Annotated in this window: 14 protein-coding genes; 7 read left to right on the top strand and 7 right to left on the bottom strand. The window is 61.3% G+C overall.

Going from position 1 to position 17,773, the window contains the following annotated elements:
• Nucleotides 1-8: 8 nt before the first annotated feature.
• The 7 genes from SR908_RS04030 (at nucleotide 9) to lon (ending at nucleotide 10,274) form a co-directional block, all read left to right on the top strand.
• Nucleotides 9-2,606, top strand: a complete 2,598-nt coding sequence (locus SR908_RS04030) for a TRAP transporter permease (RefSeq protein WP_246920142.1) — start codon at nucleotides 9-11, stop codon at nucleotides 2,604-2,606.
• A gap of 53 nt (nucleotides 2,607-2,659) precedes the next feature.
• Complete coding sequence (locus SR908_RS16740) at nucleotides 2,660-3,115, top strand: MOSC N-terminal beta barrel domain-containing protein (protein WP_378075421.1); 456 nt, start codon at nucleotides 2,660-2,662, stop codon at nucleotides 3,113-3,115.
• Complete coding sequence (locus SR908_RS04020) at nucleotides 3,006-3,572, top strand: MOSC domain-containing protein (RefSeq protein WP_378075557.1); 567 nt, start codon at nucleotides 3,006-3,008, stop codon at nucleotides 3,570-3,572. Before SR908_RS16740 ends, SR908_RS04020 begins: the two co-directional genes overlap by 110 nt.
• A gap of 251 nt (nucleotides 3,573-3,823) precedes the next feature.
• Nucleotides 3,824-4,234 carry an oxidoreductase gene (locus tag SR908_RS04015; RefSeq protein WP_245798010.1) on the top strand — a complete coding sequence of 137 codons (411 nt, stop codon included), beginning with the start codon at nucleotides 3,824-3,826 and terminating at the stop codon, nucleotides 4,232-4,234.
• A 2-nt stretch (nucleotides 4,235-4,236) separates the two neighbouring features.
• Nucleotides 4,237-6,444 (top strand): ATP-binding protein, encoded by a 2,208-nt coding sequence (locus SR908_RS04010; protein ID WP_246920144.1) that lies wholly within the window; start codon nucleotides 4,237-4,239, stop codon nucleotides 6,442-6,444.
• 40 nt (nucleotides 6,445-6,484) lie between these two features.
• A complete protein-coding gene (locus tag SR908_RS04005; protein ID WP_246895524.1) occupies nucleotides 6,485-7,726 on the top strand; it encodes a DUF945 family protein in 1,242 nt (413 codons plus the stop codon).
• Between the two features lie 91 nt (nucleotides 7,727-7,817).
• A complete protein-coding gene (gene lon / locus SR908_RS04000) occupies nucleotides 7,818-10,274 on the top strand; it encodes an endopeptidase La (protein WP_075368077.1) in 2,457 nt (818 codons plus the stop codon).
• Between the two features lie 320 nt (nucleotides 10,275-10,594).
• Here lon and SR908_RS03995 read toward each other — a convergent pair whose 3' ends face one another.
• The 7 genes from SR908_RS03995 to SR908_RS03965 all read right to left on the bottom strand — a co-directional run bounded on the left by SR908_RS03995 (nucleotide 10,595) and on the right by SR908_RS03965 (nucleotide 17,566).
• Entirely contained in the window at nucleotides 10,595-11,959 is a 1,365-nt protein-coding gene (locus tag SR908_RS03995; protein WP_246920146.1) for an amidase, read from the bottom strand.
• Nucleotides 11,956-12,639 carry a DUF2848 domain-containing protein gene (locus SR908_RS03990; protein WP_246920149.1) on the bottom strand — a complete coding sequence of 228 codons (684 nt, stop codon included), beginning with the start codon at nucleotides 12,637-12,639 and terminating at the stop codon, nucleotides 11,956-11,958. Before SR908_RS03990 ends, SR908_RS03995 begins: the two co-directional genes overlap by 4 nt.
• 28 nt (nucleotides 12,640-12,667) lie before the next feature.
• Complete coding sequence (locus SR908_RS03985; RefSeq protein WP_246920153.1) at nucleotides 12,668-13,948, bottom strand: TRAP transporter large permease; 1,281 nt, start codon at nucleotides 13,946-13,948, stop codon at nucleotides 12,668-12,670.
• Nucleotides 13,948-14,538: a TRAP transporter small permease subunit gene (locus tag SR908_RS03980; protein ID WP_246920156.1), complete on the bottom strand. Its 591-nt coding sequence runs from the start codon at nucleotides 14,536-14,538 to the stop codon at nucleotides 13,948-13,950. Before SR908_RS03980 ends, SR908_RS03985 begins: the two co-directional genes overlap by 1 nt.
• A 75-nt stretch (nucleotides 14,539-14,613) precedes the next feature.
• Nucleotides 14,614-15,696: a TRAP transporter substrate-binding protein gene (locus SR908_RS03975; protein ID WP_246920159.1), complete on the bottom strand. Its 1,083-nt coding sequence runs from the start codon at nucleotides 15,694-15,696 to the stop codon at nucleotides 14,614-14,616.
• A gap of 47 nt (nucleotides 15,697-15,743) precedes the next feature.
• Entirely contained in the window at nucleotides 15,744-16,544 is an 801-nt protein-coding gene (locus SR908_RS03970; RefSeq protein WP_246920161.1) for a putative hydro-lyase, read from the bottom strand.
• Nucleotides 16,545-16,663: 119 nt separating this feature from the next.
• Complete coding sequence (locus SR908_RS03965; RefSeq protein WP_246920164.1) at nucleotides 16,664-17,566, bottom strand: LysR family transcriptional regulator; 903 nt, start codon at nucleotides 17,564-17,566, stop codon at nucleotides 16,664-16,666.
• Between the last annotated feature and the right edge of the window lie 207 nt (nucleotides 17,567-17,773).

Here is a 17,773-nt window from a genome sequence, read left to right as displayed (position 1 = left end):
ACAACAGTATGCAAGACGATAAGTCGACGGCATCCACGCGAGAAGCCGAGCTTGAAGAACTGGCTGCCAACGAGACCGGGGCTCGCAAGCCCGCGGGGCCGGTTGGCAAACTGCTGCTTTGCGTGGCGGCGGTCTGGTCGTTGTTCCAACTCTGGATCGCGTCGCCCTTACCCTTCGTGTTTGGTTTTGGGGTGTTCAGTGCCACGGAGGCACGTTCCATCCATCTGGCTTTTGCCATCTTCCTGGCTTTCATGTCCTATCCGGCCTTTAAGCGCTCACCGCGCGGTAGAGTGCCGATGCTGGACTGGGGGTTGGCTTTGGTAGGCGCCTTTGCGGCGTCCTACATGTATTTCTTTTACGAGCAGCTTGCACAGCGCCCTGGCGCGCCGATCCTGCAGGACGTCATCATCGGTGTGATCGGTCTGTTGTTGCTGTTGGAAGCCACGCGGCGTGCGCTTGGGCCGCCGTTGATGATCGTGGCACTCGTGTTCATCGTCTATTCGCTGGCGGGCCCCTACATGCCAGGAATGCTGGCGCATCGCGGGGTGAGCCTTTATGGCCTGGTCAATCACCAATGGCTCACATCGCAAGGCGTGTTCGGCATCGCCTTGGGCGTGTCGACCAGCTTCGTGTTCCTGTTCGTATTGTTCGGCGCCTTGCTGGATAAGGCAGGGGCCGGCAACTATTTCATCAAGATGGCGTTTTCGATGCTGGGCCACTATCGCGGCGGCCCAGCCAAGGCGGCGGTCGTCGCCTCGGGCATGACCGGTCTTATTTCGGGCTCCTCGATTGCCAATACCGTGACCACCGGTACCTTTACCATTCCCATGATGAAACGTGTCGGCTTTAGTCCCACCAAGGCCGGTGCGGTCGAAGTCTCGTCGTCGGTCAATGGTCAGATCATGCCGCCGGTGATGGGGGCTGCGGCGTTCTTGATGGTCGAGTATGTGGGCATTTCCTATGTTGAAGTCATCAAGCATGCCTTCCTGCCGGCGTTGATCTCCTATATCGCACTGATTTACATCGTTCACCTCGAGGCACTCAAGGCCAATATGCGGGGGCTCGAGAGCAGCAACCCAGTACGCCCATGGCTGCAGAAAATCGTCGGTTTCCTGACCGGGCTGGTGGGTATCATGGCCCTGGCACTGATCGTGTATTACGGGCTGGGATGGCTCAAGCCGGTGTTGGGCGATGCCATGCCGTGGGTAGCCGCCGTTGGGCTGGCAGTGATCTATGTGGCGCTGCTCAAGCTAGGGTCGCGTTACCCCGAGCTCGATAAGGACGATGCCAGTACTGACATTACGGTGTTACCACAAACGCGGCCCACGGTAATGGTGGGGCTCTATTTCCTGCTGCCCGTCGTGGTGCTGGTGTGGTGCCTGATGGTGGAACGCTTGTCGCCAGGGCTCTCGGCATTCTGGGCGACCGTGCTCATGATCGTCATCATTCTGACCCAGCGTCCGCTGGAGGCATTCTTCCGTGGACGCGGCGGGCTAGGCAATGAAGTCAAGCGTGGCGTCGTCGACCTCTGGGAGGGCCTGATCGACGGTGCACGCAACATGATCGGCATCGGCATCGCCACGGCGGCGGCGGGGATTATCGTCGGCGCCGTATCCCAGACCGGGGTAGGGCTGGTACTGGCAGGTTTGGTCGAGACGCTGTCGATGGGCAATCTGTTGCTGATGCTCATGCTGACGGCGGTGTTGAGCCTTATTCTGGGGATGGGGCTGCCAACCACGGCTAACTATATCGTGGTCTCCGCGTTGCTGGCACCGGTCATCGTCCAGTTGGGCGAACAGAATGGCTTGATCGTACCGTTGATCGCGGTGCACTTGTTCGTCTTCTATTTCGGCATCATGGCCGATGTGACGCCTCCGGTGGGACTGGCCTCGTTCGCCGCCGCGGCGATTTCCGGGGGCGACCCCATTCGCACCGGTTTTCAGGCGTTTTATTACAGCTTGCGTACGGCGGCGCTACCTTTCCTGTTCATCTTCAATACCGATCTACTGTTGATCGATGTGAACTGGTGGCACGGCATACTGATCTTCGTGGTGGCGACAGGAGCGATGCTGATCTTTGCCGCCGCCACGCAGGGCTACATGGTGGTGAGAAACCGTTGGTACGAGAGTCTGCTGCTGTTGCTAGTGGCTTTCACGCTGTTTCGCCCCGGCTTCTGGATGGACATGATTCATGATCCTTATCGGGACATCCCTCCTGCGCAGTTCGAGCAAGCGTTGGGCGCCATCGATAACGATAGCAACCTGCGCGTTCGTGTCGACGGTCTCGATGCCTATGGGTCACCCACCAGCTTTGTGATACTGGTGCCGGCGCCGGATGGCGACAGCGGTAGCGAGCGTATGCAGAACCTGGGGCTGACCTTGATGCAGGAGGATGGCAAGACGCTGGTCGACATGACCGATTTCGATAGCCAGGCGGAGGAGCTGGGCTTCGATTTCGACCAAGAGATCGTGTCGATCCGTGCGCCTGTCGAGCGCTGGCCGAAGGAGTGGATGTGGATACCGGGACTGGCGGTATTCGCACTCGTCGTCTGGCTGCAACGTCGCCGGCGGCCGACACCGAGCCGCCACGTCGACGCCACGACGTAAACGGACGCATCGCGTCGACGCTGCGCCCGCCTCGAGAGAGGCGGGCGTTTTTGATGGTGGCTGTCGCCCGGCGCATGGAAGAGGCAATGGCGTGTCACTATCGAGGCGGCAGTCGGTATTTTTTGCGACAATACGCCAAGATACCTTCTCCCCATAAACCCAATGAGGCTGCCATGGCGACACTGTCCACGATTCACCTTTATCCCATCAAATCCACGGCGGGACGCATGCAAGAGTCGGCATGGGTCGGTGTGGAAGGGATCGTAGGCGATCGGCGTTTCATGGTCGCCAAGCCCGATGGCACCCTTTCTAACCGCCCGCACACACCCTCAGTTGCAGCGCGTGACCGCAACATTCGACGGTCAGACGCTGAGCCTGTCGCATCCGCAACTGCCCGCGTTGGAGCTCGCGCTGGAGACCTTCGATCTGGCGACCTTTGCCACCACGGTATGGGCCGACGACTTCGATGCCTGGACCACGCATGCACGCCTCGATGCCTGGTTCAGTGAGGTGGCGGGCGAACCCGCGCGGTTGTTGTGGCTGGGTGAGCAATCCGCCCGTTATCGGCGCTCCATCGAACAGCGCGTCAGCTTTGCCGACGGCTACCCGCTGTTATTGATCTCCGAGGCCTCGTTGGCCGATCTCAACACGCGTACTGCTGAGCCTCATCGCATGGCGCAGTTTCGCCCCAATCTGGTGATCGCGGGTACCTCGGCGTATGCCGAGGACGAGTGGCGACGCATCCGTCTGGGCGAGGTCGTGTTCCGCGTCGACAAGCCGTGCGCACGCTGCGCCATGGTCAGCGTCGATCCCGCCACGGGGACATTCAAGGAGGGGCGCGAACCCTTGCGCACGTTGGCCGGTTACCGGCGCGGCGAGGGCGGCAAGGTGTATTTCGGGCAGAACCTGATTGCCGAAAACGAAGGCTGCATCACGCGTCATGATCGCCTCGAGGTTCTGGAGTGAGGATAGACCGGCCACGACATTCGGCAACCGAGTCTGGCATGCAAGCACCATGTTGCGGTGGTAGGGTCATTGGTAGCGGTATGACGTTTTTGCTCGCACTCGGATGGGAACGGCTAATCATGAGTATCTTGATGACGCTGAGGCAATGCCTGGGACGTCGAGGCATGACGGCCGGATTTGGCCTCTTTTTGCTCATGTCCAACGCCTCGGTGGTACATGCTCACCCATTGCCGGTGCCTGAAGGAAAGGTCATGTTGACCGTGGAGGGAGATGTCTCGCGTACTAACGGTGATGGCGTGGCACGGTTCGATCGCGCGATGCTTCAGGCGTTGCCGCAAGGCACCATCGTCACGCACACCCCCTGGACCGAAGGTGCGTCGCGCTTCGAAGGTCCTTTACTGGGTGCGATTTACGATGCGGTCGGCGCTCACGGCGATTCGCTGCGCGTCGTCGCGTTGAATGATTTCGCCGCTGATGTGCCGCTGCCCGAGGCAAAAGAGTACGGGGTAATTCTGGCCATGCAGCGCGACGGCGAGCCGATGCCGGTGCGTGAGTACGGCCCGCTTTTCGTACTTTATCCTTTCGATGACCACCCCGAACTGCAGACCGAGGAAGTGCGTTTCCGCTCGGTCTGGCAGGTCGCGCGTATCGTCGTGGAATGATGATGGCTTGGCGTTCCCGTATCCATCTCGTGTCGCGTTTGCCGATGCGGCTCAAGCTTGGGGCCTGCGCGGCGATTCTGTTTTTCGTCGCGGCCCTGGTGGTGGTCAGTCTGATCATCTGGCGACAGGAAGTCTTGGCCAAGAGCGTTGCCGGCGACGCCGCTTGGGCAGCCTACAAGCTGGATCGGGAAACCATCCAGATGCGTAATGCCGTCTTGCAGGCCGAACAGAGCCCGGGTGAATTCGATGACGTGCGCATGCGTTTCGAATTGCTGTATAGCCGTATCAATCTGCTACGAGAAGGCGAAATCGCCGAGCTTTTCCAGTCGCTGCCCGAAGCGCGAGCGCTGTTGCCGGAGATCCTGTCGCGCAGCGATGCGCTCGATGCCGCCTTGAAACGGATGTCCTCCGAGTCCCCCGAGCTTGCCTCTCTGGATGAACGCTTGCAGACGTTGAGCGGTCTCAGCGAACGCCTCGTCGTATCGGTCAACGCTTATCTCGCCGAATCCAAGACGCGTGAGCGCGAAATGCAGTTGGCACTCTATGCCGCCTTGCTGGCGCTGATCTTGCTGATGTGTGTCGCCACCGTGCTGGTAATTCGCTTCCTGTTTCAGGAGGCGGGAGAGAACATCGCGGCGCGACGGGCATTGGAGCATCTGAGCCAGGAGCTTCAGGAGACCGCGCGTCATGCCGAGTCCGCCAACCAGGCCAAGTCGGATTTCCTAGCCACCGTCAGCCATGAGATACGCACGCCGCTCAACGGGGTACTGGGTATGACGGAACTACTGCGCGAGCGCACGCTGGATGAAACCTCGCATCAATATGTCGAAACCATCCACGACAGCGGTTCACAGTTGTTGGTGTTGATCAGCGATCTACTGGACTTTTCCAAGATCGAGGCCGGGCATCTGGACATCGAGCGTGAGATGTTTTCTCTCCCCGAGCTTGTCGGGTCCTTGATGCGATTGCTCGAGCCGCGCGCCACATGTGTCGAGTTCGCGAGTGTCGTCTCGCCGGCGTTACCCGAGTATCTGGTCGGCGATGTGGGGCGCTTGCGCCAGGTGTTGCTCAACCTTCTCTCCAACGCGCTCAAGTTTACGCGGCAAGGTAGCGTGACGCTGATCGTCAAACCGATGCGTGGCGATTGGATACATTTCGAGGTAAGCGACACCGGTTGCGGCATCGAGGATGTCGACCGCGAACGTTTGTTTCAGCCTTTTTACCAGGGGGCAGCCACGCAGAATGGGACCGGCTTGGGACTGGCTATCAGCAAGCGTCTGGTGGAAGCCATGCAGGGGCGTATCGGCGTCTCGAGTCTGGCCAATGAGGGCAGTCGCTTCTGGTTCGAGCTGCCATTACCCCGCGACGCCGAACGCGGGGGAAAGCACATTCCGTCAGGAGAAACATGGAGCGCGACGGCAGCATGCACGGCGCCCCTGCTGGTGATTGAGGATAATCCCGTCAATCGCCAGGTGGCGGTTGCCATGCTCGAGCGTCTCGGGCATACGGTGAATGTAGCCGACAGCGGCGAAGCTGCCTTGGCGCTGACCGAGCACACACCGTTCGCCTTGATTTTCCTGGATATTCGCATGCCTACGCTCGATGGGCCGGAGACGGCACGGCGGATTATCGCCCAGGACGGTCCGAATCAGACCACCCCTCTGGTCGCGATGACTGCGAGCGTCACCACCCAAGAACACCAACGGGCCTTGGCCGCCGGTATCGCGGAAGTGTTGACGAAGCCCATACGCCAGCAGGTTCTGGTCGATACCCTAGTGCACTTCGGCGTACGCGATCCGGCAGAGGCGACCACGCCTGACGAGGTCCGGTCATCTGCCATGGTGGAGTCTGCGGATACGATGCCGGCACTCCTCGATCGCCCGGAATTCGACATGCTTGGTGAGGCGCTGGGAGTGGCGCAGCGCAGCGCGCTGGTCGCCGCTTGGCAGTATCAGTCCCGGGTGCTGGAGGAGGCGCTCGATGCGGCAATCGTCGATGCTGACATGACACGTACGGCCGAGCTTGCACATCGCCTCAAGGGCGAATCGTCGTCGCTGGCCTTGATGCGCTTGGTTCACGGCAGTGATTGCCTGGAGCGCGCGGCGCGCCAGGCGGACGTGGACGAGGCCGGCCGACAGTGGAGAATGTTGCGTCCCACCATCACCTCGTCGCGTCAGGCGCTGCGCATGGCCAATGACATGCCCGCCTGAAAAGACGTGAATGCGCCGCGCTTGATCTGGAGACATCATAATGCACAAAAAACGCTGGATCGGCGGGGCTTGCCTGCTTGTGTTGTTAGGCATCGGTTGGTGCGCGGCGCAGGCGTGGTCGAGTCATGTCGGCGAACAGGCGCTGGAGCGTCTGACTGCACGGCTGGATGCTCGCGATGGCTGGCAGGCCTCGCGGCATGAGGTCGAACAAGGGTGGTGGCATTCCTCCGGGGTCCTGCGTCTGGAAACCGTCGCGCCGGAAGGCAGCCCGCTGCGCGTGGCGCTGCCGTACCGCGTTCGCCACGGCGTTCTGAGCAGCCATCTCGATGGCGAAGCGGTCGTCACCCATGCGGGGGAAACGTTGTTGGCGGCGGATGCGGCTCCGACATGGCAGGCGACTTACCGAACGTTGTCGGGCGACATGAAAGGGCAACTGAAATGGCCGGCGTTCACCTCTCGCGGTGTGCTGCCGAAGCCGGCGTCGCTGGAAGTCGGCGCCGGCGAGCTGATGTTGCGTGGGCATGCCGGTGACGTGCGTTACCATCTTCGCTCGGCCCCGTGGCGCGTCTCGCTGGGCGAGGTATCGCTGGATATCGGCGCGCTCGACGTTGAAGGGCGCCATCGCGGCGACGAGCGGACCTTCCATCACACCACACGCCTTTCTCTGGCGACGCTGACCTGGCACGGCGGCGCGCCGTTCTCGCTGAATGCGCTGAATTACGAGGCCGATATGCGCCTTGACGATGAGACCTTCGGCTATCACGGCGAAGGCGACGTGGCGGATATCGCCGTGGCGGGGCAATCGGTGGCCTCGGGACGCATGTCGCTGGGGCTGGAGCGCGTCGATGCCGATGCACTGCGTGCTTTGGTCGAACGCATGCCTGCCGATAGCGTAGGCGCCGACAGCGGCCGTGACGTGACCTCTATCGATGAGACGTCGCGGTGGGCGCGCTTGACCCCTTTGGTGGCGGATGTGCTGCGTGATTCACCGCGACTCACGTTGAAGGCCCTTCAAGTGACCAGCGAGGCCTTCGGCGTCGATAGCCGCGCCTTCGGCGAATTGACGCTCGACGGTGATGATTCGGCCTCGCTGGCGGCCACACCGGTGACGTCCCCCGCTTTTTGGCGCCACCTCCAGCAACGTCTCGATGGCCACGTCACGCTTGTCGATGCGCCGGCGCTTTTGGCCTTGCATCTGGGGCTTGCACCGGAAACGCCGCGTTTGGTGTTTCGCATCGATGACGGTCAGTGGCGCGTCAATGAGCGTGCGCTGCATTGGTAAGCATCACCTCGTGTAGGCTTGAAGTTCGTCGATGACGCCCGCATTCCTTTTGGCAAACGGGCGATTTGCCCGACGACTCTCAAGGTGAATGATGAGCGAACGCGATCAGGATCAATCCAGAGATTTTTACGCCGAACTCGAAGAGGCTCGGCAAGACGCCGAAGAGGAAAATTCCCCGGCGCAGGACGACCAGGAGTCGACCTCCCAAGGACGCGCGGTAGTGCCGACGCAGGACTACCTGCCCGAGCGTCTCTATCTGCTGCCGATTCACAACCGGCCGTTCTTTCCCGCGCAGGTGCAGCCGCTGGTCATCCACCGCGAACGCTGGGAAGACACCATGGAGCGGGTCGGCAATACGCCGCACCAAAGCGTCGGGGTGGCGTTCGTCGGCGATTCCGGCGTCGATGAGTTAGGACCCGGTGACTTTCCGGAGATTGGCACGGCGGTAAAGGTCCATCGCTCGCAGACCGAAGAGCAGCAGATCCAATTCATCGCCCAGGGGGTGCGGCGTTTTCGCATCGTACGTTGGTTGTCGAAGACACCGCCGTACCTGGTCGAGGTCACCTATCCCAAGGAACCCATCGAGGCCAGCGACGAGGAAGCGCGCGCCTACGCCATGGCGATGATCAACGGCATCAAGGAATTGCTGCCGATCAACCCGCTGTATGGCGAGGAACTCAAGCATTATCTCAACCGCTTCAGTCCTCATGAGCCTGGTCCGCTGACCGATTTCGCTGCGGCCATCACCTCGGCCAAAGGGCCTGAGCTTCAGGAAGTGCTCGAGACGCTGCCGGTGATGGCGCGCATGCAGAAGGTGCTGCCGCTGCTGCGCAAGGAAATCGAGGTAGCGCAGCTGCAAAGCGAGATCAGCGAGCAGGTCAACGCGCAGATGCAGGACCGCCAGCGCGAGTTCTTCCTGCGAGAACAGCTCAAGGTCATCCAGCGTGAATTGGGGATCTCCAAGGACGATCGCGAGAACGATGTCGATACCTTCCGCGAACGCCTCGAGAACCTGGAAGTGCCCGAGCGCGTCATGGAACGCATCGAGGACGAGCTGGGCAAGCTCTCGGTACTCGAGACAGGCTCGCCGGAATATGGCACTACTCGCAATTATCTCGATTGGTTGACGTCGCTGCCGTGGGGGATTACCTCCGAGGATCAACTCGACCTGCCGCGTGCCCGCAAGATCCTCGACCGAGACCATGACGGTCTGACGGACGTCAAGGAGCGCATCGTCGAGTTCCTCGCCGAAGGTACCTTCAAGGGCGATGTCGGCGGTTCCATCCTGCTGCTGGTCGGCCCGCCGGGGGTCGGCAAGACCTCGGTGGGACGCTCCATCGCCGAAGCCCTGGGCCGCGAGTTCTATCGCTTCTCGGTGGGCGGCATGCGCGACGAGGCCGAAATCAAGGGGCACCGGCGCACCTATATCGGGGCGATGCCAGGCAAGCTGGTGCAGGCGCTCAAGGAAGTCGAGGTCGAAAACCCGGTGATCATGCTCGATGAGGTCGACAAGATGGGCCAGTCGTTCCAGGGCGATCCGGCCTCGGCGCTGCTCGAAGTGCTCGACCCCGAGCAGAACGTCGATTTCCTCGATCACTACCTTGACGTGCGCATGGACCTTTCCAAGGTACTATTCGTGTGCACCGCCAACACGCTGGATTCGTTGCCGCCGGCGCTGCTCGACCGTATGGAGCAGATCCGTCTGTCGGGCTATATCGCCGAGGAAAAGATGGCCATCGCCAAGCACCATCTGTGGCCCAAGCTGCTCGAGCGCGACCGCATTCCCAAGAAGCGCATCAACCTCACCGATGCCGCGCTCAGGCGTGTGATCGAAGGCTATGCGCGCGAAGCCGGGGTGCGTCAGTTGGAAAAGCAACTGCACCGCATCGTGCGCAAGGCGGCGGTGACGATGCTCGAAAATGAGCAGGACACGGTCAAGATCTCGGTCAACAACCTCGAGGATTTCCTGGGCGCACCGACGTTCCGCAAGGAAAAAGTGCTCAAGGGCGTCGGCGTGGTCACCGGGCTGGCTTGGACCTCGATGGGCGGCGCGACGCTGCCGGTCGAGGCGGCGCGCGTGCACGCGAAATCGCGCGGTCTCAAGCTCACCGGCCAGTTGGGCGACGTGATGCAGGAGTCGGCGAATATCGCCTATAGCTACACGGTGGCGCACCTCAAGGAGTTCGGCGCCGATCCGACCTTCTTCGATGAGGCGCATGTGCATATGCACGTGCCCGAGGGCGCCACGCCCAAGGATGGCCCCTCGGCCGGCGTGACGATGACCACGGCCCTGTTGTCGCTGGCCAAGCAGCAGCCCCTCGATCGGCCCCTGGCGATGACCGGTGAGTTGACGCTGAGCGGCCAGGTGATTCCGGTAGGGGGGATTCGCGAGAAGGTGATCGCCGCGCGGCGCAGCGATATTTTCGAGTTGATTCTGCCCGAGCCCAACCGCCGCGATTATGAGGAGCTGCCCGATTACCTCAAGAAGGGGATGACCGTGCACTTCGCCAATCGCTACCGGGACGTGGCCAAGGTGGTCTTCGCCTAGCTGCGTCGCACACGGCCCGAAGGGTCGTATTCACGTGCTCACTATTGGGCGCGATCGGATGTCCGATCGCGCCCAACGTATTCCTTTTCACTGCAGCTTAAGACAGGGGCGGAGATTTCGCACGGGCGTTTCCCGATCGAGCGCGAATCCTCGGATATCCGGATCCACCGCTTCTAAATGCCGGCCATGCCGCCGCTGTGTATGATCGAGCGGCTCGGCCGTCGGTTCGCGACTGGCACGGCTCCCGGTCCGACAGACGCTGATCAGGAGATGAACTCGATCGTGGATTTGCTCCCACGGCGATCGGCCCCTCGTTCGAATCACCCTCCCAGCATCGCTTCCACCACGCAGGCGTGTTGCAACAGCGCCGCATCGTCACCCTGCGGGCGCGACAGCATCAGGCCGATGGGCAGTTCGGCGCCGGCCGCGGAGTAAGGCAGCGAGATTGAGGCGGCATCGAGATAGTTGAAGATGCTGGTGTTGCGTAGCGCCAACCGGTTCGCACGCTGGAACGCGCCGGTGTCATCCTCGAGTTCGGCGCGGCTGGGCGGAAGTGTTGCCACCGTGGGCAGCAGCACGGCGTCGAATCCCGCCATCTCGTCCGCGAAGCGGCGCTGCCACCCTGCTCTCGGCCACAGGCGTTGGAGATAGTCCGCGGCGGTGATGTCCCAGCCGCCGTTCAGGCGCTCGGCGATCAAGGGATCGTATTCTGCCTGGGCATGAGAGAGCTGGTCGCGATGCAGCGCCGCTGCCTCCGGTACCACCAGGCCGCCTTGCTGATTGACGGCCAGCGCGCCATCGAGGGCTGCCATCGAAAGGTGCTCAATGCGACATCCGTGTGTCTTGAGTGCGGCGACCGCCGCGTCGAAGCCATCACGAACCGCGCCGTCGAGCTCGCTCAACAGATCGCCCTCCGGGACCGCCAGCCGCAGCGGTCGTGGCGTGGCATCCAACGCCGGCATCGGCCGGTCGGCCAGGATCGACCACAGCCGCGTGCAACAGTCGACGCTGGGCGCGATGGGGCCGATGCAATCCAGGCTCGGCGCGAGCGGGTAGGCGCCTTCGCCCGGTACGCTGGATTGACTCGGCTTGAATCCGGTCAGGCCGCAGAACGCCGCCGGGATTCTCAGCGAACCGCCGGTATCACTGCCCAGCGTGGCGGCGGCGAGGCCGAAGGCGACCGAGGCAGCGCCGCCGGAGGTTGAACCGCCGGTGATGCGCTTGGCGTCGAAAGGATTTGGGGGTGTGCCGTAGTGCTGATTGAGACCGAGCCCTGAAAATGCGAACTCGCTCATGGTGGTGCGTCCGGTCAGTAGTGCACCGGCGCGGCGCAGGCGAGCCACCGAAGGCGCGTCCTGTATGGCCGGGGCGCTACCGTGCAATACTCTGGAGCCGGCTTTTGTCACCTCACCGCGGACATCGAACAGATCTTTGATACTGATCGACACGCCGGCCAGTGATTCGGCCGGATCGATCTGCGCCAGTCGAGTGCGCAGCGTGTCGGCATCGAACTCGAGGAAGGCTGTGGCGATGACGTCGACTTGCACCTGTGCACGCTCGATCAGCGCTTCGAGCGCTTCAGAGGATGTGAAGTCGCCGTTGTCGAAGGCGGCTTGCCAGTCCGCCAGCCGACGATGACGCGGAGGCTTAGCCCAGAATGCTGTCGCTGCATCGAGTCCGCTCATTGCGCTACCTCGAGTTCGATGACGGAATAGACGTGGCTGAGGCGACGATTCAGGACCGGGTCGTTGAGCGTCATCGAGAAGCGGGGGCTGGGGCGAATGCCACCGATGGCCGGCACGGTACCGCACAGCAGCAGCGTGTTGGGGACCAGCGATGCTCCCCGTTTGAGTGCGGCGGGCAGCTTGGCGAGCAGCGTATCCACATCGAGCAGCTCGGCCAGCGTACCTTGCTGATAGGTGACGGTGTGGCCGTTCTCCTCGATCTCGCTGGAGAGTTCCAGCGAATCCCAGTGGTCGCGGATCTCTTCCAACGCCCAGGCCTGAGAGGCGACCGGCTTGGCGCATAACTGCTTGGACTCGGCTACGCCCACGGCTTCCAGCTTGCGGTCGGTATGGTCGGACGCCAGCGTTACCCACAGCCGGCCTTCGCTATCGCTGACGAGGCAGACCTCGGCTTCGCCGGAGCCTTCGCCGCCCAGCATCTCGACGTTCTCGTCCTGGGTAAGCAGCTGACCGCTGGCACGGTAGAACAGTGGTACGCTCGACGGCGGCTTGACGCCGAGCTCGGCGAGCTCCTCGATATGATGCTGGACGCCAGCCTGATCACGGCCGGCCCAGCCGGCGATGGCCAGATGTTCTGGCTTCATGATGAGGGCGCCTTGCGGGGTTTCGAAAGTCAGCATGAGATCGTTTCCCTGTTTAGTTAGTGAGTCACAGCAAGCTAGGAAGCCACAGCGCGATACTGGGGAAGATCACCAGCAGCACGGCCATGAGCAGCATGGCGGCGATGAACGGCAGCGTGCCGACGATTACGTCGGAGAACGGCTTGCCGCGTCGTGAGGCCTGAACGATGTAGAGATTGAGACCCACCGGCGGGGTGATCAGCGCCATCTCGACGAACAGGATCATCACCACGCCGAACCACACCTTGTCGAAGCCGGCAGCAGCGATCAGCGGCGTCACGATGGGAATGGTGATCACCATCAGCGATAGCGTCTCGATGAAGAAGCCCAGCACGATGAACAGTGCGATGACGGCCAGCAGCAGGCCGTAGGGCGAGAGGTCGTGGGTGTTCAACAACGTCGTCAACTTCTGGACCAGCCCTGACGAGGTGAGTGCGAAGTTCAGGAACGAGGCTGCCAGAATGATGAACAGCAGCATCGACGTCGTCTTCACTGTGCCGTCGAGCGCGGCCATCAGCATCTGGCGGTCCAGGCGCCGATGGGCGGCGGCCAAGCCCAGCGACACGATGACGCCGACGGCAGCCGCTTCGGTAGGGGTGGCCCAGCCGAGATAGATAGAACCGACGATCACCGCAAACAGGATCAAAAGCGGCGCCAGAAAGGCGAGGCTGCGCAAGCGCGCATTCCAGCTGGCGACGCTACGTGGCCCGCCGAGGCTCGGTTTCCATAAACAGAGCACCAGAGCGACGGCCATGAACAGCAGCGACAGCCCCAGGCCGGGCACGAGCCCTGCCATGAACAGTTTGGGGATCGACGTTTCGGTCAAAAAACCATAGACGATCAGGTTGATCGACGGCGGTATCAGAATCCCCAGCGTACCGCCGGCGGCGATGCTGCCGCAGAAGAGTCGGGGATCGTAATCGAGCTTTTCGCCCTGAGGTAGCGCCACGGTAGAGATCGTCGCGGCGGTAGCGACCGAGGAGCCCGAGGTCGCCGAGAATAGCGCGGCGGTGGTGATGTTGGCGTGGATCAAGCCACCCGGTAGCCACGAAAGCCAGTGGTCCATGGCACGGTAGGCCTTTTCGGCAATGCCGGCACGCACGATGATCTCGCCCATCAGCACGAACAGTGGAATTGCGATCAGCAGGAATGAGTCCGCTGCTGACCACAGGTTCTGTCCCAGCGCCTTGGTCAGCGGAAAGAACGAGAAGAACTGGTCGACACCGAAGGCGAGCAGGAACAGCGTGACGGCCACCGGAATACCGGCAAGCAGCAAAACGAGAATACCTGCCGAGAGAAATCCGAGCATCAGCGTGACTCCTCTGTAATCGTGGCATCGGGAAGCTCACCATTGTCCATGCCGATCAGCGAATCGAGGGCCTTTGCATCCCGCTGGAAGAGCGCGAACAACACTCGCAGACCCATGACGCTGGTGGTGAAGGCGAACCAGCAGTAGCCCGCGGCCCACAGCAACTGCGGAATCCACTGCGGCGTGGCCAACGGCGTGTTGGCCGTCGAATCGTTGGCAAGGGACTTGGCCAGCACGGGGTAGGCGTTCAGGGCGATCATCCAGGCCACCAGATTGAGGGCCAGCAGTGACACGATATTGAGAGCGTGTTGCGAGAATGGCGGCAGTCGTCCGTGGACGACATCGATACGGATATGCGCTCGTTCCAGCAGAGTGTGGGAGATCCCCCAGGCGGAGAGGACTGCGAGCACGTAGCCCGAATATTCATGCACCCCGGCTAGCGAGTGGCCAGCGAGCTTGCGCAGCAGGATCTCGACGCCGATGAAGATGACGACTGCCAGCAGAGCAAAGCCAATCATGCGCGCGGCGAGTCTGGACAGGCCGCGGGTGAAACCCACCAGCCCGTCCAGACCTTGGATCAATGTAGACATGAGAGATTCCTGTCCATCAGCGGTGGTTATCCGCGCGCGCCGTCCCGACGAGGCCGGCGCGCTCGAACGCCGTTATCAGGGGGTCTGTGCCTGGAGGTCGACGATCTTGCCGACGCCGGCGTTCCACTGTTTGAGGATGTCGGCATCGACGCGGCCAGCCCAGGCGGGCAGCACGACGTCTTCGAGGGCCTTATGGGCGCGATCGACATCGGCCTGGGTCGGCTTTACTAGCGTCATGCTAGCCGGCTTGCCGGCCGGACACTCGCCGTTACCCGTCAGGCAGGCGATCCCGCGCTGGGTTTCGGTCTTGGAATTCGTCCACACCGGGGCGGTGAACTGCTTGTCGACCTGGTCCTGAATCAGCTGCTGTTCGTCCGCACTCAGGCTACCCCATTTATCCTGATTGACGGCGGTGATGACATAGTCCCAACCGCCGATGGGCAACGGCAGCATGTGGCTCGAAACGTCGTACCAACCGGCGCTGTAGCCGGACATTGAGCCGGTCACGGCGCAGTCGATCACGCCGCGCTCGAGCGATCCCGGCACTTCGTTGAAGGCGATATTGAGACTCTGTGCGCCGAGGGCTTCAAGAAATTCACCGGTCGAGCGGCCGCTGCCGCGAACCTTCTTGCCCTCGAGATCGGCAAGACCCGAGATAGGGGTGTTGCAGAATAGCACCTGGGCGGGGTAGGGAACGATCGCCAGCACATGGCTGTTGAAGCGCTCGTTCATCGCCTTCTCGGCGATCGGCCGAAAGGCATTCGCCACTGCCCGGGCCTTGTCGGTATCGGTCGTCATCATCGGCAGATCGAGGCCCTCAAGCTCCGGCGCATCGCTGACGGTGTAGTCACCCACCGTCATGCCGACGTCGAACAGCCCGTCGCCGAGATAGCGAAAGACATCGCCGCTGGCGATACCCATTTGATCGAAGCTGGTGACCTGGGTAGTGATATCGCCGTCACTGGCTTGTGGCAGCGTCTCGCTCCAGAACGGCTGTTCGAACTTCTGGTGCAGTTCCAGACTGCCCCAACTACCGACGACATTGAGCGAGGTGTCGGCTGCTGCGGGCCCGGCGAGAGTCGTCACCGATAGAGCCGTCATAGCTATTGTAGCTAGTGAATTGAGCCACGCCGGGCGAGTGTGGGAAGTGAAAGACATGATATGGGTCCTCATTTTGTTGGCATTGTCTGAAGGTGTGGCTGAGGCTAGCCGTATTTCAGGCGTTGGTTGGGAATGTCCGTGATCAGCATGTGCCCCGGGCTATGCGTGATGACCAGCGGGAGTCGCGCGGCCTCGATGGCGACCTGAGGGGTCACGCCGCAGGCCCAGAAAACCGGTAGCTCGTCGTCATTGATGACCGGGGAATCGCCGAAGTCCGGATGGGCCAGGTCGGCGATTCCTAGTGACGCTGGTAGGCCAAGATGCACCGGCGCGCCGTGAACCCGCGGCATGTCAGTGGTGATCTGGATTGCACGGATGGCGTCCGCGGGTCTGAACGGGCGCATCGACACAACTAGGTTACCGCCGAAGGGACCACTGGGATCGAGGGGGATCAGGGTGCGATACATCGGTACATTACGATCGAGGTGGATATGCCGTACTTCGAGCCCGTCGGCGATCAAGGCGTCCTCGAACGAGAATGAACAGCCGATCAAGAACGTAACGAAATCGTCCTGCCACAGATCACCGATATCCGTACGCTCCTCATTCAACGCCCCTTCCCGATAGATACGGTAACGGGGTACGTCGTGGCGCAGATCGATACCGTGACCCAGCGCGCGAGGATGCGGATCGCCGGAATCGGTCACGTCCAGCAGCGGGCAAGCGCGAGGATTGCGCAGACAGAAGCGCAGAAAATCCTCGGCGTAACGAGCAGGAAGAATCACCAGGTTGGCCTGAGCATAGCCTGGGGCAAGTCCACTGGTATGACGTTGCCATTCGCCGCGGTGAATGGCTTGCCGAGCGGCAAGCGGTTGAGACAGATCGGTCGAAGTCGCGTCGGTCATGTCGATGACTCGAGTTTGTGATTATGTCTTCGACCATAAAAAGCGATTAACGATAAGGCAAATCGATTTTTTTGATTTCAGTTGATCGGAATAAGCTTTCATTTGCTACCAGTCAACACTTAGGCATGCGGATTGTGGCGTTGCTGGTCGAATCTCGCGATCTCGATCGCCAGCTCCGTCACGCCCTCAGCCAATGATTTATCCAGGTGCTGAGGCCAGGAAGCGGTGAATTCGAGTTCGGGAAGGGTGAGCGGGAGCTCGATCAGTTTACCTTGTGACAACTCTTCCTGAGCCAGGCGCGGGGGAATGGCACCAATTCCCAATCCATCCAGCGTCATGCGGACAATCGTCCACAGCGAACTCGAGCAGTGGAGTTTGAGATGCTCAAGCTTCTGCTGATGGAGCAGGGAGCCAAGCTCTCGATAGGGCCTACTGTCGCGGGCGAAGGTGATCAGGGGTAAATCGCGCAGACGGTGCAACGAGAAGTTTGCGGGGTCGAGGCCTAGATACGGGCTCGCGATGAGTCCCATGGTGTAGTGACATAGAAATCGGTTGAACACTTCCTGAACGTTGACCGGCCCCATCAGAAATGCCATATCGACATCGCGATTATGTAGCTTAGCTGCAAGTCCCGGGGAACTATCGACCTCAAGCTCCAATGTCATATCCGGAAATCGTTGTGATAGCTCAGCTAGAAATTGGGGTAACCAACTATGTGCGATTGACTCGACGACACCTAGTCGAAGAGTGCCCTGAAAGGGCGTCGCCAATTCCAGCATGGTCATGGCTTCTTGGCGCGCGTCCATCAGGCGCAGTGCATGGCGATGAAACTGACGTCCCTTTGGCGTGGGCTGGATGGGTCGTTGGGTTCTCTCCAGCAAGGGTTCGCCGACTATCGATTCGAGCCGCGCAATGCGATCAGAAACCGACGGTTGTGTCAAGTGTAGATGACGCGCGGCAAGGCGAAACGAACCGAGCTGTACGATCCAGACGAAGGCTTCGATTTCCTTGAAGTCGAACATGGCAGGCTCACTTGGATCTCGGTAGGGAAAAGGTGGAACAAAGCACCCGGACAGTATTGCATAGACAATCGAGCTCACGGCGATAGGCGAATTCCGCCATGGTCGGATGTCCGATCGCGCCCAACGTCGTTACAATGGGCTTACCCCTTTGCTGCGAGGGGCGTGCCTGTCCGTTTCAAAAGCGCCGCTTCACAAGAGCCATCACGC

It is taken from the genome of Chromohalobacter canadensis (assembly GCF_034479555.1).
GTDB classification, from domain to species: domain Bacteria; phylum Pseudomonadota; class Gammaproteobacteria; order Pseudomonadales; family Halomonadaceae; genus Chromohalobacter; species Chromohalobacter canadensis.
This window is presented reverse-complemented; position numbering and strand designations above follow the sequence as displayed.

What these genes read in the sequence shown, in the direction of transcription:
- SR908_RS04030 (WP_246920142.1), top strand. Translation starts at nt 9, where the DNA reads ATGCAAGACGATAAGTCGACGGCATCCACGCGAGAAGCCGAGCTTGAA.
- SR908_RS16740 (WP_378075421.1), top strand. Translation starts at nt 2,660, where the DNA reads ATGGTGGCTGTCGCCCGGCGCATGGAAGAGGCAATGGCGTGTCACTAT.
- SR908_RS04015 (WP_245798010.1), top strand. Translation starts at nt 3,824, where the DNA reads ATGTTGACCGTGGAGGGAGATGTCTCGCGTACTAACGGTGATGGCGTG.
- SR908_RS04010 (WP_246920144.1), top strand. Translation starts at nt 4,237, where the DNA reads ATGGCTTGGCGTTCCCGTATCCATCTCGTGTCGCGTTTGCCGATGCGG.
- SR908_RS04005 (WP_246895524.1), top strand. Translation starts at nt 6,485, where the DNA reads ATGCACAAAAAACGCTGGATCGGCGGGGCTTGCCTGCTTGTGTTGTTA.
- lon (WP_075368077.1), top strand. Translation starts at nt 7,818, where the DNA reads ATGAGCGAACGCGATCAGGATCAATCCAGAGATTTTTACGCCGAACTC.
- SR908_RS03995 (WP_246920146.1), bottom strand. Translation starts at nt 11,959, where the DNA reads ATGAGCGGACTCGATGCAGCGACAGCATTCTGGGCTAAGCCTCCGCGT.
- SR908_RS03990 (WP_246920149.1), bottom strand. Translation starts at nt 12,639, where the DNA reads ATGCTGACTTTCGAAACCCCGCAAGGCGCCCTCATCATGAAGCCAGAA.
- SR908_RS03985 (WP_246920153.1), bottom strand. Translation starts at nt 13,948, where the DNA reads ATGCTCGGATTTCTCTCGGCAGGTATTCTCGTTTTGCTGCTTGCCGGT.
- SR908_RS03980 (WP_246920156.1), bottom strand. Translation starts at nt 14,538, where the DNA reads ATGTCTACATTGATCCAAGGTCTGGACGGGCTGGTGGGTTTCACCCGC.
- SR908_RS03975 (WP_246920159.1), bottom strand. Translation starts at nt 15,696, where the DNA reads ATGTCTTTCACTTCCCACACTCGCCCGGCGTGGCTCAATTCACTAGCT.
- SR908_RS03970 (WP_246920161.1), bottom strand. Translation starts at nt 16,544, where the DNA reads ATGACCGACGCGACTTCGACCGATCTGTCTCAACCGCTTGCCGCTCGG.
- SR908_RS03965 (WP_246920164.1), bottom strand. Translation starts at nt 17,566, where the DNA reads ATGTTCGACTTCAAGGAAATCGAAGCCTTCGTCTGGATCGTACAGCTC.